This window comes from Longimicrobium sp., from assembly GCF_048594345.1.
GTDB lineage: Bacteria > Gemmatimonadota > Gemmatimonadetes > Longimicrobiales > Longimicrobiaceae > Longimicrobium.
The window spans coordinates 39,009-54,906 of the sequence record NZ_JBMDXM010000122.1; the positions used below are offsets into that span (position 1 = coordinate 39,009).

The window sequence follows — 15,898 nt, forward strand, 5'->3', positions numbered from 1 at the left end:
AACACAACAGAGGAAGGGTACTGAGGAACAGAGAAAAGCCAGAGGGACAGAGGACAACCCGATTTTTCCTCTGTTCCTCTGGCTGTTGTCTGTTCCTCTGTACCCCTTCCTCTGTTCTTCCTTCCCGACGTTCGGCCTGCACAGCACTGGCGCCTACTCCGCCCGCAGCGCCTCCATCGGCTGCACCGCCAGCGCCCGGCGAGTGGGGACGATGCACGCCAGCAGGCACACGCACAGCATGAACGCGGCGTACGCCATGACCAGGGCGGTGGATTTCGCCGAAATCGTCTCCATCTCGACGATCGTGGGGAGGATCGCGACGACGATGCCGCCCACCACGATGCCGAGTCCCACCTGCGCGAGCGGCTTGCGGAAGATGGCGCTCACCAGCCGCCGCGCGTCCGCGCCCAACGCCACCCGGATGCCGATCTCTCGCGTTCTCCGCGAGACGGTGAACGACATCACCGCGTAGATGCCGGCCAGCGAAAGAAGCAGCGCCACCGCGCTCACCAGGATGATGAGCCAGAACCAGAACACGAGGAACTTGTCCGCGTTCACCTGGTCCAGCGGCACAAGCTCGTGCAGCTGCAGCGTGGAATCCACCGCGGCGGCCACCGTGCGCAGCCGCGGGGCCAGCGACGCCGGATCGCCGCGCACGTGGACGGCCATGTAGAGGGCAGTAGCGGCGCCGGGCGCGGCGGGGAGGTAGAAGCCCTCGGGCTCCATTCCCATCCCCAGGTCCGGCACCACGCCCACGATCTGGTACCACGGCTGCGCTTCCGCGGGCGCCGCCTGGCCCCGCCGCGCGGGGGGAAGGAGCCGCAGGTGCCGGCCGATCGGGTTGCGCCCCCCCAGCTGGCGCTGGACGAAGGACTGGTTGACGACCACCACCCGCGCGTCGGGCTGCAGGTCGCCCGCGTGAAAGCCGCGGCCCCGCAGCACCGGCGCGCCCACGGTGGCAAAGTAGTCCAGCGCCACGGAGGTGAACGCCACCCGCCGGATGCCGATGACGGGGTCGATGGGCTCCGCGCCGCCCTCGTCCAGCTCAATCCCGCCGTGCGAGTGAGCCATGCGCGGCATGCGCCCGGCGAAGGTCACGCCCAGCACGGCGGGATCGGCTTCCATCCGCCGCTCCAGCTCCGCCGTCGTCGCCGCCACGCGGGCCAGGTGTCCGGCTTCCGTCGTGTCCGCCGCCCGCCCAGGCGCGGCGTCCGCCGGGTCCACCTCCAGCCGCACGGACAGGTACTCCGCCGTGGGAAAGCCCACGTCGCCCGACTGTTCGCGGGCTCCCTCGCGCTGCGTCATCACGGCGGCCGCGGGAAAGACCACCGTCACCGCCACCTGCGCCACGATCACCGCCGTCCACAGCCCGCCGAACCGGTATCCGCCTCCGCCCGCGCTGGCCTGCCGCAGCCGCGGAGCGAGGGAGCGGGTCACCTTGAGCGCGGGAAGGACGCCCGCCACCAGCGCGCCAACCACCGTCAGCAGCCCCGCGTACAGGATGGTCGCGGGCGAGATGTGGTCGCGGATCCAGAACGGGAACCCTGGCAACCCGCCGCTAAAGCTGGTCGTGGCCGCCGCGTCCAGGAACCACCGCAGCCCGGCGTTCGTCGCCGCCAGCCCCACGGCCGCCGCCACGCCCACCAGCACCAGCGCCTCGGCGAACAGCTGCGCGATGATGCGGCCGCGGCTGGCGCCCAGCGCGTTGCGCACCGCCAGCTCTCCCTCGCGCGACACCGCCCGGGCAAACGTCAGCAGCGCCACGTTGCCGCACACCAGCACCAGCAGCATCACCAGGAACAGGTTCACCGACATCAGCACGGCCGCATCGGCGCCGGACAGGTCCAGAATGGTGTTGGCGTACGGTATTACCTGCGAGCGCAGGTGCCGGTGCGTTTCAGGATGGTCCACGGCCGCGCGGCGGGACAGCGTGGCCAGCTCCGCCCGCGCCTCCGCCAGCGTGGCCCCGGGCGCCAGCCGCCCGAACGCGCCCACGCCGGCGCCCGCGCCGGGCACCGCGTCCAACTCGCTCCGCCGCAGCGGCGTCCACATCTCGTGGGCGATGGGAAAGCCGAAGTCACGCGGCATCACCCCCACGACCGTGTACGTGGTGCTCCCCAGCCGCACCTGGCGCCCCAGCACGGCCGGATCGGCGCCGAAGCGCGCCTTCCACAGCGTGTGGCCCAGCACGACCACGCCCGGCGCGCCGGGAAGCTCGTCCGCGTCCAGCAGCGTGCGGCCCAGCCGCGGCGCCACGCCCGCCACGCGAAAGCCGGACGCGCTCATCTCCGCCAGCGCGACCGGCTGGATCGGCACGCCGGGCACGATCAGGTTGCGCGAAACCGTGCGGAAGGCGCCCACGTCCCGCACCGTCCGCAACCCGGTGCGCCAGGTGGCGACGTCGTTCAGCCGCGGCGCCGTGGCTCCGCTTGCTTCCGCGTCCCACTGGCGCAGCCCCACGATACGGTCGCCGCCGGGAAGGGGAAGGGAGGGGTGCACGACCTGGGAAAGGACCTCGAAGGTGACGGCGCCCACCCAGATGGCGAACGCCATGGCCAGGCCGCCCACCAGCGTAAGCCCCGGGTACTTGCGCAGCATGCGGAAGCCGAGCTTCAGGTCCAGCGACACGCCGCCCGCCCACGCGAACGTCCATCCGTCGCGGATCCGCTCCTTGTGCCCCTCCACCCCGCCGAACGCCAGCATCGCGCGCCGCCGCGCCTCGGCCGGGCTCATCCCCGCGCGCAGGTTCTTTTCCGTCTCCATCTCCAGGTGAAAGGCCAGCTCCTCCGACATGCGGTCCTCGGCGGCGCCGCGAAACAGCAGGCGCAGGCGCGCCCGCATCCCGTGCATCCATCTCATGGGGTAGTCCTGTGGGGAGGGAGGGCGGAGGCGCCCCCGGGGTGCCGGTCAGGGGGTGTGGAGGATGACTTCCATGGCCGCCGCAAAGCGCCGCCAGCTGTCCACCTCGGTGCCCAGGGCGCGGCGTCCGGCGGGGGTCAGGTCGTAGTAGCAGGCGCGGCGGTTGTTCTCGGTCTTGCCCCAGTCGCTGCGGATGAGCCCTTCCTTCTCCAGCCGCTGCAGGGCGGGGTAGAGCGACCCCTGGTTCACCTCCAGCACGCCCTCGGAAATCTGCTGGATGCGCTGGCTGATCCCCCAGCCGTGCATCGGCGCAAGGGAAAGCGTCTTGAGGACCAGCAGGTCGAGCGAGCCGCGAAGGGCGTCGGTCTGGTTGCGCGGGGCCACGTGCAGCTCCGGATGAGGGTGTTCCTGTAGCCATCAAAAGGAAGGATGCATTTCTCTCCTCTCGCTGTCAAGAGGAGCGAGTCAGGTTTTTGGTGGAAGAGGGCGGGGGAAGGGAGGTGGAGGGGGATATGGGGATGCGGAGGATGTCGCTCCGTCGTCCGATCATCGCGAGACCCGTCATCCTGAGGGAGCGCCGCACGAAACCGTAAGCCACGCAACCGCTTGCGCGCGACCCAAGGACCATCTCTACGCGACCGCGGGGGTTCCGCCAGGGCAGATAAGCCAGCCTCGCGGTTGTGCTGGCAAGGTCCTTCGGTCGCCGCCACGCATCCTACCAAGGCCAGTGTTGGAAAACTCCGATGCCCCACAGAAGCACGGTGTCATCCTGAGGGAGCGCACACCCGCAACGTACGCATCCACAAAAGGTTGCGCGCGACCGAAGGATCTCCGTCGGGTCGCGCGAAACCCAGCCCCCGGGCGCCGTTCAAGGCTCCTGGTTCATCGGGCAAGGTCCTTCGGTCGGCGCGAAAGGGTTGTGTATCAGCAGAGTGCGGAGCGGCGCCGCCCTCAGAAGGCGTTGAGAAACTCGGTTCTTCGTACGGCAGCGCAGTCATCCTGAGGGAGCGCCACGCGGAACCTTCAGGACCACAAGAGCTTACGTGCGACCGAAGGACCTTCGCCCCCGCCACCGTGGGGCTTGATGCGGGGCATGAAGCCAGCCTCACGCTTCTGCCGGCAAGGTCCTTCAGCCGGCGCCAAGGTAGTGTGTATAAACAGGTTATGGAGCGGCGCCTCCCTCAGGATGACTGGCACGATCCGAGGGTTCTCAACACCCTCTCAGGATGACGGATAGGCTCGAAGACGAAGCACGGCATCGACTACGACAGCCACGCCAGCCACCGTTGGGTGGAATGTTCAATATCCTCTCAGGCTCAGCCTCAGGATGACGGGTGCGCAGCGTCTGGCTACAGGGAGACCGCTCAGCGGCAGCACGTGCAGCGGAACGCTGCTCGCGATCCTCCGGAACCCTGCCGCCAAACGGACCCTGTTTTCCGGATTTCCGGAGGGGTTGCGTGATCCCCTAGAGTGTGGTATCTTATTCCGCGAGCGCTGCTTAGGTGCAGCGCAGGGGCCGACGGAGGCGTCCGGAAGGATGCCGCCTCGGACCAACGGGAGCCCGAGGGTTCCCTGCGGTGTTCACGCCCTATGTTGAACCTGAATAAAGGAGGTGATCTCTTGTCCATGACGACGACTGCTCGCAACCTGACCCGGGCAAGCGATCGCCGCATCGGCGCCTGAGCCGATCGTAAGGCGAAATCTTCCGCGTCGGCGGGATGACCCTTGCGGCCATCGCGTCAGGAAGCGGCAGACCAAAAGCACCACCGGCCACACGGCCGGTGGTGCTTTTTCCTATCCCCTCCCTCATTCTCCGGGGGTGGCAAGCCCTCGACGCGTTGACTTCCCGACAAATGAGGAAGCCGCCACGCGTAAGCTGCCCGTTCGATGAAGACTGGCGCGCGACCGAAGTCGCCGGCGCAGCTTCGGGGGCCGGCTGGGCGGTGGCGGCATCGCCCCGAGGGTATCGCCCGATGTGCCTTCTCTTCCTGTCGAAAGAACCTGTCTCGCGCAGGAGCGCGTAGAACACGGTCCACGTTCCGCACTGCCGATTTTCGGCGTGAACTCCGCGTTTCTTCGAAATTTCCCCTCGCGCAACGGCGGGGCGAAGCGCATCTTTGAGTCACCGTCCGGACGCCCCGCCCAAAACGCCGTCCGGATCCCACGTCCCCTCTCCAAGGCGGTGCAGATGCATCCACCACGTTCACGTTTCGCGCTCCTGGCACTGCTGGCGGCGGCGCTCGCCGGCTGCGCGGATCAGAGCCCCACCGTGCCCTCGGCCGCCCCGCCTCCGGCGGCCGCGCAGAACGTTTTGGAGCCGTACGCGGGGCGCATCCGCATCGGCATCGTCACGGCGGCCACGTCGGTCAAGATCGGCGCGACGGTGGGGTACGACGTCCGTGAGAAGGGGACGAACACGTACCTTGTCTCCGGGCTGGCCAACGAGCAGGTGACGGTTACCCACAACCCGTCAGCCGCCGTCGCCACCAACAACCGCCGGCTGCAGGTGGTCTGCACCACCACCACGGCCGATCGCGACCAGCGCGTGGCGGCGGGCGTGGCGGCGGGCTTTCCCTCCGCGTGGGAGCACGTGCCCGCGTCCAGCTGCTGGCGCGTGTACATCGGCGAGCGGCCGCTGCCCATCGACGCGACGGCCGAGGCCACGTACAAGCAGAACGTGATCAACGCGGGCCTGGCGACGTCGGCCGCGATCTGGAAGACGGTGAACACCACCATCTACGAGCCGCGCTACGTTACGACCAAGACGACCGGGACGTCGGCCAGCTCGCGCAACCCGCCGCGCATCTCCGTGGCGTCCACGGCGCGCGTGCTGATTGGCGGCACGGCGCAGTACCGGGGCATCGCCGAGGTCATGCGCAACGCGTCGGGAACGCTGGCCGGCATCAACGACGTGCCCATGGAGGAGTACCTGTACGGCGTGGTGCCCCGCGAGCTGGGGCCGGTGGCGTATCCCGAGGTGGAGGCGCAAAAGGCGCAGGCGGTCGCGGCGCGCACCTACGCGCACGGCAACCTGGGCAAGCACTGGAACAACGGGTACGACCTGGTGGCCACGGTGCAGGACCAGGTGTACGGCGGCGCGGCGGCGGAGCACTCCGTAAGCACGGCGGCGGTAAACGCGACGGCGGGGATCGTGGCCACTTACAACGGCAACCTGATCAACGCGCTGTTCTACGCCACCAGCGGCGGCAAGACCAGCAACGTAGAGGACGTGTTCACCGGCACGGACGCGTACATGCGCAGCGTGTGGGACGCGCCGGCGGGGCAGGAGCTGAGCTCCGTCAGCGCGCTGCTCACCGACCTGCGCACGCCGACGTGGACGGGTGCGTACGCGGGCTGGCACAGCTACCACCGCTGGAACTACACGTGGACGATGGCGCAGATGAGCTGCGTGGTGGGTGACTTCGCCAACCAGCCGGTGGGCAACGTGACGGCGATCAACGTACTGTCGCGCTCGTCCACCAGCGGCCGCGTGACGCAGATCCAGTTTGTCACCGACGCGGGCACGTTCACCGAGACGGGGACGGCCATTCGCTCGGCGATGCCGTACATCAACACCTCCGGCGTGCCCACGCTGCTCCCCAGCACCCTGTTCGTGGTGGAGCGGCTGACGAACTCGTCCGGCGCGCTGACGGGGTACCGCGTGTACGGCGGCGGCAACGGGCACGGCGCGGGGATGGCGCAGACGGGCGCGGTGGGGATGGCGCGCGCGGGCCACACCTACACGCAGATCCTGCAGAAGTACTACACGGGGATCGTGCTGCAGGTAAAGAACGGCACGCGCCGCAACGGCATTTCGACCGTTCCCACGGTTCTCACCGACCCATACGACTGCACCAGCGCGTGACGCGCTGAACGGCATGCCTCACACGGAGTTAACGGAGTCAACGGAGTTGGCCCGCTCCGGTTCCGCGGGCGCCGTGCGGGACGCGGATGGATGATGTGAAGCGCCTTCTCTGGATCATTCCGGGGGAGGCGCTGTGCTTTCCGTAGATACGGGTGCGTGTGAGACGGATGCTCAACCTCCAGCCAGACCAGTCATCCTGAGGGAGGCGCCGCGCGGAATCTGCTCTTACGATGAACCTTGGCGCCGACCGAAGGACCTTGCCGGCAGAAGCGTGAGGCTGGCTTCATGCCCCGCATCTGGCCTCACGGTGACGGAGAGAAGGTCCTTCGGTCGCGCGTAAGCTCTTGTATTCCTGAAGGTTCAGCGCGGCGCTCCCTCAGGATGACTGTGCGATTCATACGAAGAACCGCGATTTCCACACCCTCTGAGGCTGAGGGAGGCGCCGCTCGTAATCTGGCTCTTACGATGAACCTTGGCGCCGACCGAAGGACCTTGCCGGCAGAAGCGTGAGGCTGACTTTATGCCCCGAATCTGGCCTCACGGTGGCGGAGAGAAGGTCCTTCGGTCGCGCGCATGTCATTGTGTGACTTCTGGTTGCAGGTGGTGCGCTCCCTCAGGATGACTGGCTCTGGGTTTTCAGTAGAGGGTTTTCGACACGACGCGCGGCGTGATCATCGCCCGCCGCGGCCCACGCGGCGCAGGCGCTCGGCAAGGCGGGCGGTCCGGCGGCGCTGCGTACGTGCGTGCAGAAGCATCCGCACGCCCAGCACGTTGCATAGCCCGATCATCAAGAACCCCAGGAGGAGCCCCAGCCAGGCCGACCACGGCTCCTCGTCCGCGGGGACGATGGGTTCGCCCCGGAACACGTCGCGCAGCCAGACGAGCGTCAGCCAATCCATCCAGACCGCAAACGCCAGGAACACCACGCCGAAGAGCGCGACCCGGCGATAGCTGCCGATGTCGTACTCCAGCTCTTCCAGACGCTCCGCCTTGCGCGTGTGGATGTCGTCTCGCCGCTCTTCGTCGTCGTAAGCGACCATAATGCGTTCGGTGGATGGGACCGGCCGCCGGCGATCAGCGGAGGTGAAGGGACAGCCAGCGCAGCGTCTCGTCCATCGCCCGGTTCCAGTGCTCCTCCGACATCAGGTGCACGGCGCCGGGCAGCTCCACGTAGCGGTGCATCGCGGAATCCGGTTCGGCTTCCGCCAGGCGGCGGTGCAGCTCGCGCGCGGCGGCGGGGGGCACGTTCTCGTCCCGCTCCGCCGTGACGGACAGGAGCGCGGTGCGGCGAAATCCGTCGAGGTGACGATGCGGGCTGTCCCCCTCCGGCCACTCCGGCGAGCCCAGGATCGAAACCGCCGCACGGATCGCAGGCTCCGTCAGCACGGCCGCGTAGACCACGTAGCCGCCCATCGACACGCCGGTCACGCCGATCCGCCCGCCATCCGCCAGCCCCTCTTCCACCAGCCCGCGCACCAGCGCCGGAACCTCGTCCGCCGTCCGCCACGCCAACTCGATCATCGTGCGCAGCGCCTGCGCGTGCGGCGCGGCCTGGCGGGCATCCAGGTCGGGAAGGCGGCGGGCGCCGTGGCCGGCGGCATCCACCCCCACCGCCACGAACCCCGCTTCCGCCAGCTGCCGCAGCTCCTTGCGGTGCGTCTCCTTGTCCACGCCAAACCCGTGGAACCACAGCACCGCCGGCAGCGGCCCGGCGGCATCGTCAGGCATCGCCAGGAGCAGCGGAACGCCGGCGATCGTTCGCGTCTGGAAGATCGTGGACAAAGGTGGCGCAGGTGCGGATGAAGAGCGATTACCAGACTACAAAGATCTGCCTCACGCCAGAGTCAGCGATGTCAGCGGGAGCACACTCTGCTGACTCTGCTAACTCTGTGTGAGGCCTATCTTTGAAGCTTTCGGGACGAGCTTCGGTCAGTCGAAGTCGAAGATGTCGCCCAGCAGGCCGCGGCGCTTCTTCTTGTGGCCGTAGCCGCCGTGATAATCCTTGTCGTACTTCTTGTGCTCGCGATAATCGCGGTCGTAGCCGGGCTGCGGCGCGTACCCGGACTGCTGCTGCGGCGGGTAGCCGGACTGCTGCTGCGGTGGCGCCTGCGAGGCGGAGGGCTGGGCCGCCGACCGCTCGATGATCTTGTCCAGCTCGCCGCGGTCCAGCCACACGCCTCGGCACTGCGGGCAGTAGTCGATCTCGATTCCCTGCCGCTCCGCCATCACCAGGTCGGGCTGCAGGCACACGGGACACTTCATCGTCATCCTCACGTCCGGGGAGTTTCGCACGGAACCCACGCACCCATTCTGGCACCGCGGCCCGGACCCGTCCAGCCCCGCCCGCCTCGTCAGCGTGCCTCCGGGTGGGCAATGCGGCCCTGGACCTCTTCGTGGGGATCGCGGCCCCAGCAGAACAGCTCGCCGCCGGTGGTGACGCCGCACTGGCCCCAGTCGCCCGCGGAAATCGAGGCCCAGCGCCGGTCCGGGTTCCACGGCCGCGGCACGCGAGCCCCATCCCACACGTACGCCTCGCCGGACGCGGTGAGCCCCACCATCTCCACGAACCTCGGCATGGAACCCCGCGGCATCGCCGTGATCGAGCGGAAGCGCAGGCCCCCCGCCACCGGCGCCGGGCGGGTGTTGCACCACGTCTGCGTGCCCCACCGCTCGCACCGTTCGAATCCGGCGCGCTCAGTCGCCTCCCGGGTGGCGTCGTCGTAGCTGGCCGCGCCCCAGCAGTGCGCGGCGCCCTCCGCATCCAGCCCGCACGCCCACCATCCCAGCACCGCCACCTGCGTGAACGGCACCGGATGGTCCACCGCCGTCCCCTGCGACGCGGAGTCGCGGCTGCCGTTGCCCCCAAAGCCGAACTCCGGCCCGCCCCGGCAGAACGCGCGGCCGTCCACCGCGACGGCGCAGCGGGTGGACGTCTCCGGGTCGCCCGCCACGTGCGAGGCCGCCAGTCCCGGCCAGGGCTTCACCGCGGTGCCGGAGGTGCGGAAGTCGTGCCCCCAGCAGAGCGCCGTGCCCTCGCGCTGCACGCCGCAACGCGCGGCCATGTCCACCGCCGTGAACCGGGTCCTTGCCTCCAGCGGGACGGGCCCGAAGCTGCACGCGCCCTGCAGGCAGCGGTCCGCGTACGCGTCAGGCGGCCCCAGCGGCTGCCCCCAGCAGAACGCCGCGCCCCGCGCGTCAGCGCCGCAGGTGACGTAGCGCCCCACCGCCAGGTTGGCGAAGCGCATCTCGCCGCCGGCGGGGAGCGGCACCGCTTCGCTGGCGGTGGGATAGCAGGCGCGGCGCCCGCTCTCGCTCACGATGCCGCAGTGCTCCGGCGTGCGGGCGCCCAGCTGGCCGGAGTGGTTGTTCCCCCAGCACCAGGCGCGGCCGGCCGCATCCAGCGCGCAGGCGTGGTCGTCGCCCACACTCACTTCCGTCCACCGCGCCGGCTGCGCGTGCAGCGAAGCCGCGAGCGCCATCATCCCCAGCAGGAGGAGCACACGGCGCGGGAAGCGAGTGATGTCGCGCATGAGGATTTCGGGAGAGGGATGGATGACGCCGGTGCCGGCGGAACGTGGGTGCGCTCGTACCAGCACGCGTCACGTCCGGTTCCGCGGCGCCGGCGTGAAAAAGGAGGCGCGGAGAGAACCAGCCTCTCCGCGCCTCCGTGTCTATCGTCCCGATAAGCTACGCCCGCGTGTAGCGGGATTCCACGGCCAGCTCTTCCTTGCCTTCGGGCCAGATGTTGTAATGCACGATGCGCAGTGTGTCGCCCTCGGGAAGCACGTCGATGCGCCAGCCCCAGTCGGGCCCGGGAGGCGCGGCGTAGGAGCCGCGCACGGAGAAGGGGCCGTCCTCCGGGACGGTCCCGGCGCACACCATCACCTTGTCGCCGTTGTGAAAGCTGTCGATCCAGTGCCCGGTGGCCGTCTCGGCCTTGCGCTGGTACCCCAGCAGCAGCGACCCCTCGTGCGGCTTGCCGCCGTAGCTCCACGTGTAGTCGATGCGCACGAAGCGCCCGCCCAGCACCGGGCTTACCGTCGCGGTGGACTGCGACTCGTCCGGACCGCCGGTGCTGGGGTCCTGAAGCGTGCTCGTGCCCTGCCACTGCCCCGCGAAGGCGGCCAATTCATCCAGTGCGCTCATCCGGCAATGTCCCCGAAACAGGTTTAGGTGTCACTGCGCATCTACAGGCTGTATCACTACTTCGCGCGTGCACGCGCAACCATTTCCTGGATGCGCCGTACGCCCTCCGCCACCGATGCTTCCTCCGGCCCAAAGGAAAAGCGCGCATAGGTGCGAAAGCGCGAGGTGCGGCCACTGCGGCGCTTGCCGGGGTTGATGTCGAAGAACTCGCCCGGTACGCAGATCACCTTTTCCTGCAGCGCCGCCTCGAAGAAGCCCATCCCCTCGTTCAGCGGCTCCGGCAGCCCCGCCAGGTCCGCCCAGACGTAGAAGGTGCCCTCGGGCTCCATGTCCAGCCGCATCCCCGCCGCGCGCAGCCCGTCGGCCATGATGCGCCGCTTGCGCAGGAACGCCGCGCGGATGGCCGCCGTCTCCTCGCGCACGTGGGTGGGGTCCAGCAGCGGGATGGCGGCACGCTGCAGCGGCCGGCTTCCCCCGCCGTCCAGGAACGACGCCGCGCTGGTCACCGCGTCGATCACCGAGCGCGGCCCGATCACCCAGGTGGTGCGCCACCCGGGGTAGCGCCAGTTCTTGGTCAGCCCGTCCATGATCAGGACGGGATCCGCGTCCACGTCCTCCACGTAGCGGGCCGCGCTCACCATCCCCTGCTCGTCGGGCGTGGCGCACCAGGCGTAGTGCGAGTAGAACTCGTCCATCAGCAGCGTGCACTCCAGCCGCCGCGCCGCCTCTACCCACGACGCCAGCTCCAGCCCGCGGATCGTCCGCCCCGTGGGGTTGGACGGGTTGGAGAGCAGCAGCGCCGAAAGGCCGCGGCCCAGGATTTCGCGCTCCAGCCGCCCCATGTCGAAGCGGTAGCCGTCGGTCCCCTCCAGCAGGATGGGGATGGCGGTAAAGGCGCGAAAGATGTTGAGCAGCTCCTCGTACGCCGTGTAGTCGGGGAGAAAGTGGCCCAGGTTGATCTCGCCCAGCGCGGCCACGGTGCGGGTGAGCCCCAGCCGCCCGCCGCCGCAGATGCACACGTTGTCGGCGGTGTACTGCGACGGTTTGCCCTGGCGGTACAGGTGGTTGTAGAGCGCGGCCACCGCCGCGCGCAGCTCCGGGATGCCGGCGACGGGGGCGTACTCCTGGTCCGCCGGGGTGATGGGCGCCTCAAGCACGCGCGGCGGAGCGCCGGGAAGGGCGCCGGTTTCGGGCATCCCCTGTCCCAGGTTGCACCAGTCGGGGTGCCCGTATGCGTATCCCAGCCGCGCCGCCTCCGCCATCACAAAGATCACGCCCGTGAACGGCACGGCGCGAAACCCCGGCACGGTGGGCGGTGCGACCGTCCTTTGTCTGCGTTCCATCAGCTTCTGTTCGATCGGATTGGCTGCTTCATGCCCGGGAGTCTACCCGGTCGCGCAGCACCGGGCAAATCCGCGGCCCGCGGAATCCACAAGGCGTCGAGGGCGGATCGGCGGGGCTTCCCGGCGCGCGGCGGAGCCCCTACGTTACTGTCCCCTTCCATGCCCACCCGCCGCCTTCCATACCGATGAAACGCATTCCGCTCGCTTCCGCCGCCGTGCTCCTGGCGCTGGCCGCCCTGCCACTGTCCGCGCAACCCGTGATCACCGGACTCGACGACCTGCGCTGGGGTGCCACCCGCGATGCCGCGGAGCGCTACTGGCGCGGGGTCCCGATCCTGGAGTACAAGGTGGCCGAATGGGAATTTTTGCGGATGCCGGACCGCGACGGGATGCAGTGGATCCTTGGCATGCACGTCAGTGCGGGTTTTCAATCGTTTCTCGCAAGGTCGGTGGCCAGCCCGGGGGACGCGGAATGCCAGCGCGCATTCGAGCAATTTGTGGAGCGCATGCGGCGCCTGGCGCCCGGCATTACGCCGGACGGGCAGGTGCACAACCCCGGCGGCGGAAACCTGTGCCAAGCCGTGCTCGCCAGACAGGGCTACGCGCGCTTCGTGTGGAAGGATCCCGCCAGCGGCGCGGTCGCCCTGGTCTACATCGATCACACGAGCGGGCGGATGACGTACGTGTACCAGAGTCCGGACGTCGCGGCGTCAGACCGGGCGTCCGGCGCGATCGGGACGTCCACGCTCTTTCTGATGCGGGACCTGCCCCTCCCGGCATCCGGCCGCGAAGTGTGGAACCCCCAGGCGCGGCTGCCCACCACCCTGCCGCTGGGCGCGCCGGGGGCGGACATCCTGCGCTACTACGGCGACCCCGTCCGCCGGGACACGGAGAACGTGGGTCCCGGCATGACCGACCACGTCTACGCGGACAGCGGCCGCGGCGGCCTGGTGCTCACCATGCACGAGACGGCCGGCCTGGTGCGGGTGATCCACTCCACCGGGCAGACGGTGCCGGACCTGCCCTGCAACGCGTTCTGGGCCCGGGCCCGTGACCGCGTGGCCGCGCGCATGCCGGGCGTCACGCCGCGCGGCGGGGCACACAACCCGCGCGGCGGCGACCTGTGCGAGCAGGTAAAGGCCGGCACCGCCTTCGCCGAGATGGTGTGGGAGGATTCGGCGGCCGGCTTTACGGTGTGGCTGCGGGTGGACCCGTCGTCGGGGGAAACCTCGCTGGCCTTCCAGTCGCCCCAATTCCACCAGTGGTTCGACGGCAGCCCCATGGGCCGCGAGCGCTGGGAGCGGGTGAACCGCGCCGCCGGCGTCCGGTAACGCGGCGCCCGGGCAGCGAAAAGGCGCGGGGGCCAGCTGGCCTCCGCGCCTTTTTCTCGTCCAGGGCCTCACGGCACCCTCCTCACGTCCGGGAGTCTATATATGGTTGCGTACCACCAGGCAAATCCGCGGCCCGCGCGCGGAGTCGCTGACCTGCCCGTGGCCGGCTTCTACAGATATGCCTCACACGGAGTCAACGGAGTAAACGGAGTTGATCTTCCGCGATTCGCGGATTGATGCGAATATTCGTTGTTCGCGGTGCCACTCGATCGGGAGGAGAGCAATGATGGATCGCATTGCCATGACAGAGCGAGATGCCGCCTTGCCTGAGGAAGCGTTTCGCGTAGAGGATGGTGTTGCTCAGGATGTGGAGACGGTGACGCGGGAACTGGAGAGTTTTCTGGATCCTGACGTCATTCCGGACTGGCTGCACACGGAGCAGCATGCACTGGGTGGACGAACCCCGATGCAGGCGTTGCGCGACGGCCACCTGGCCGAAGTTCTCCAACTCGCGAATGCGACGGAGCACGACCCCTACATCTGACGGGTGGGAGTCATACCGTTTCTGCTAATTCGCTGTGCATTCTGGCCTCTACAACTGCATCTCACGCGGAGTACGCGGAGGTGCGGAGAAGCGTGATTTTCTCCGCGTCTCCGCACCCTCCGCGTCTCCGCGTGAGCTCGGAAGTAGAACTCGGAGTGCACGTCGAATGATGGAGATCGGTATCAGATCAACGCCGGTTCTCCGATTTTGGCGGTGACCGATCTCGCGCCGAGCAAGTGGCCGATCTCGTCGAACAGGCTGTTGAGGGAGAGGGAGGCCAGGGCGCGCGGTTCGAAGGGCGTGACTTCGACCGTCATCTTGTGGCCGGCGAACTTGTGTGACCAGGCGGCGATGGCGCGGCCGCCGCGAAGCAGGAGCGGGTTGCCGTCGCCGCTGGTGGCGCCGGCGCCGCCCGTGCCCGCCTTGCTGTAGGCGAACGGCAGGTGCTCGTCCGCCACGAAACGGCGGCGGCCGTCGGGGGCGTAGCCCATGGTATACGCGTCCCACTTGGGGAGCAGGGCGATCGCATCCGGATCGATTGGCTGGACGGAGGCGAAGGCGGCCTTCTGGTTCGCGGGGAGCAGCATCCCGCCGCCCACGTCCACCGTATCCGCGTCCTTCAGCGCCTCGGCCGCGTGCTTCTGGCTGGCGCCGATCCACCATGCCACGTCCTTTACGCGCGCCGGGCCAAACGCGCGCAGGTACTCCATCGCCAGCCAGCGCAGCGACTCGTCCGCGTCCGGCTCGTCCAGCGGATGGCCCAGCCATGCCTCCGTCGAAACGTAGCGAAGCACGTCCGTGCGCAGGCTGCCGCCCAGCCGCAGCACCAGCCCCTCGTAGGCCATCACCCGCAGCGCCGTCATGAGGTTGGCGCCCATCCCGAACGCCGCCTGCGCCTCCGCGGGCGTCATCGGCTCGCGCAGGATCTCCGGCATTCTCGCCTTGAGCGCATCGTATTCGGCGCGCTCGATCTTGGCGTACGCCAGGTTGCCGGCGAACTTGTCCAGCGGCAGGCGCACGGGGGCAAAGATGCGCGGCGCGGTGTCCACCGGCATCAGGTGGATGGAGCCGCGCGGGCCAGAGAGCCGCACGACCTGGCGCCGCGCCTCTGCCTCCCCCAGCCACCCCGCGCCAAAGCCGCGGGTGCGCGCCAGCAGCGACAGCGGCGCCGACGGATGGCTGCTGTAGACGGCCACCACGCCGTGCAGCGCATCCATCGCGTCGTCCGCCGGCTCGGCGAGCAGCTGGCGGCGATAGCTCCAGGCCCGCAGCTGCTCCAGGTCGGGCGCGGCGGTCACTTCCACACGCCCAGCAGCTTGCGGACGGCCACCACCTGGCCCACGTGGTAGGCGTTGTGGTCCGCCACCAGCAGCAGCTCGCGCAGGTACGTCTGCCCGCTGCCGTGCGGGATCTGCGCGAACAGGTCGATGCCGGGATCCGCCGCCAGCGCCTTGAGCGACTCGCGGTTGGCGCGGAACGCCTCCACGCTCTCGTCCCACGAGTCCGCGTCGGGCGGGGTGGGGGAGTCGGGCCAGTAGTCGGCGGGCCAGTCGGGCTCCTGGTAGGCGGGGTTGCGGCAGAACTCCAGGATGTCCCACTGCGTGAACCGCAGGTGCTCCAGCAGCTCCCACGCGGAGTACGGAAGCCCGGCGGGGCGCACGCCCTGCACGTTCCACGGCACCCCTTCCACCGCGGAATCGAAGGTGGCGTGCGCGTCCTGCCAGTCCAGCATGCGCAGCAGGTGCTGCCGTAGCGCGTCGTTCTCGGTCATCGGCGGGTGGGGTGGATACGGGTGATGGATGGATTCGAA

13 protein-coding genes are annotated in these 15,898 nt (G+C 69.1%); 3 read left to right on the top strand and 10 right to left on the bottom strand.

Going from position 1 to position 15,898, the window contains the following annotated elements:
* Positions 1–153 precede the first annotated feature (153 nt).
* Both ACOJUJ_RS13395 and ACOJUJ_RS13400 read right to left on the bottom strand, forming a co-directional pair.
* The gene (locus ACOJUJ_RS13395) at positions 154–2,859 is read right to left on the bottom strand and encodes an ABC transporter permease (RefSeq protein WP_420127388.1); all 2,706 of its coding nucleotides are present in this window, start codon (positions 2,857–2,859) and stop codon (positions 154–156) included.
* 48 nt (positions 2,860–2,907) lie between these two features.
* Positions 2,908–3,243, bottom strand: a complete 336-nt coding sequence (locus ACOJUJ_RS13400) for a PadR family transcriptional regulator (protein WP_420127389.1) — start codon at positions 3,241–3,243, stop codon at positions 2,908–2,910.
* A 1,804-nt stretch (positions 3,244–5,047) separates the two neighbouring features.
* Between ACOJUJ_RS13400 and ACOJUJ_RS13405 the strand changes: the two genes are divergently transcribed.
* Positions 5,048–6,724, top strand: coding sequence for a SpoIID/LytB domain-containing protein (locus tag ACOJUJ_RS13405; RefSeq protein ID WP_420127390.1), 1,677 nt, complete (start codon positions 5,048–5,050; stop codon positions 6,722–6,724).
* Positions 6,725–7,395: 671 nt separating this feature from the next.
* Here the strand turns inward: ACOJUJ_RS13405 and ACOJUJ_RS13410 are convergent.
* The 6 genes from ACOJUJ_RS13410 to ACOJUJ_RS13435 form a co-directional block, all read right to left on the bottom strand.
* Complete coding sequence (locus tag ACOJUJ_RS13410) at positions 7,396–7,764, bottom strand: hypothetical protein (protein WP_420127391.1); 369 nt, start codon at positions 7,762–7,764, stop codon at positions 7,396–7,398.
* A gap of 34 nt (positions 7,765–7,798) precedes the next feature.
* Entirely contained in the window at positions 7,799–8,506 is a 708-nt protein-coding gene (locus ACOJUJ_RS13415; protein ID WP_420127392.1) for an alpha/beta hydrolase family protein, read from the bottom strand.
* A gap of 147 nt (positions 8,507–8,653) precedes the next feature.
* Positions 8,654–8,986 carry a zf-TFIIB domain-containing protein gene (locus tag ACOJUJ_RS13420; protein WP_420127393.1) on the bottom strand — a complete coding sequence of 111 codons (333 nt, stop codon included), beginning with the start codon at positions 8,984–8,986 and terminating at the stop codon, positions 8,654–8,656.
* 89 nt (positions 8,987–9,075) lie between these two features.
* Complete coding sequence (locus tag ACOJUJ_RS13425) at positions 9,076–10,254, bottom strand: RCC1 domain-containing protein (protein ID WP_420127394.1); 1,179 nt, start codon at positions 10,252–10,254, stop codon at positions 9,076–9,078.
* A 157-nt stretch (positions 10,255–10,411) separates the two neighbouring features.
* Positions 10,412–10,870, bottom strand: coding sequence for a DUF1579 family protein (locus ACOJUJ_RS13430; RefSeq protein WP_420127395.1), 459 nt, complete (start codon positions 10,868–10,870; stop codon positions 10,412–10,414).
* A 56-nt stretch (positions 10,871–10,926) separates the two neighbouring features.
* Positions 10,927–12,213, bottom strand: a complete 1,287-nt coding sequence (locus ACOJUJ_RS13435; RefSeq protein WP_420127396.1) for a pyridoxal phosphate-dependent aminotransferase — start codon at positions 12,211–12,213, stop codon at positions 10,927–10,929.
* A 185-nt stretch (positions 12,214–12,398) separates the two neighbouring features.
* On the opposite strand from ACOJUJ_RS13435, the gene ACOJUJ_RS13440 reads away from it, so the two are divergent.
* Positions 12,399–13,544: a hypothetical protein gene (locus ACOJUJ_RS13440; RefSeq protein WP_420127397.1), complete on the top strand. Its 1,146-nt coding sequence runs from the start codon at positions 12,399–12,401 to the stop codon at positions 13,542–13,544.
* 286 nt (positions 13,545–13,830) lie between these two features.
* Positions 13,831–14,088 carry an antitoxin Xre/MbcA/ParS toxin-binding domain-containing protein gene (locus tag ACOJUJ_RS13445; RefSeq protein ID WP_420127398.1) on the top strand — a complete coding sequence of 86 codons (258 nt, stop codon included), beginning with the start codon at positions 13,831–13,833 and terminating at the stop codon, positions 14,086–14,088.
* Positions 14,089–14,270: 182 nt separating this feature from the next.
* Here ACOJUJ_RS13445 and ACOJUJ_RS13450 read toward each other — a convergent pair whose 3' ends face one another.
* Both ACOJUJ_RS13450 and ACOJUJ_RS13455 read right to left on the bottom strand, forming a co-directional pair.
* Entirely contained in the window at positions 14,271–15,392 is a 1,122-nt protein-coding gene (locus ACOJUJ_RS13450; protein ID WP_420127399.1) for a DNA glycosylase AlkZ-like family protein, read from the bottom strand.
* Positions 15,383–15,859: a DinB family protein gene (locus ACOJUJ_RS13455; RefSeq protein WP_420127400.1), complete on the bottom strand. Its 477-nt coding sequence runs from the start codon at positions 15,857–15,859 to the stop codon at positions 15,383–15,385. The genes ACOJUJ_RS13450 and ACOJUJ_RS13455 overlap by 10 nt, the downstream gene beginning before the upstream one ends.
* Between the last annotated feature and the right edge of the window lie 39 nt (positions 15,860–15,898).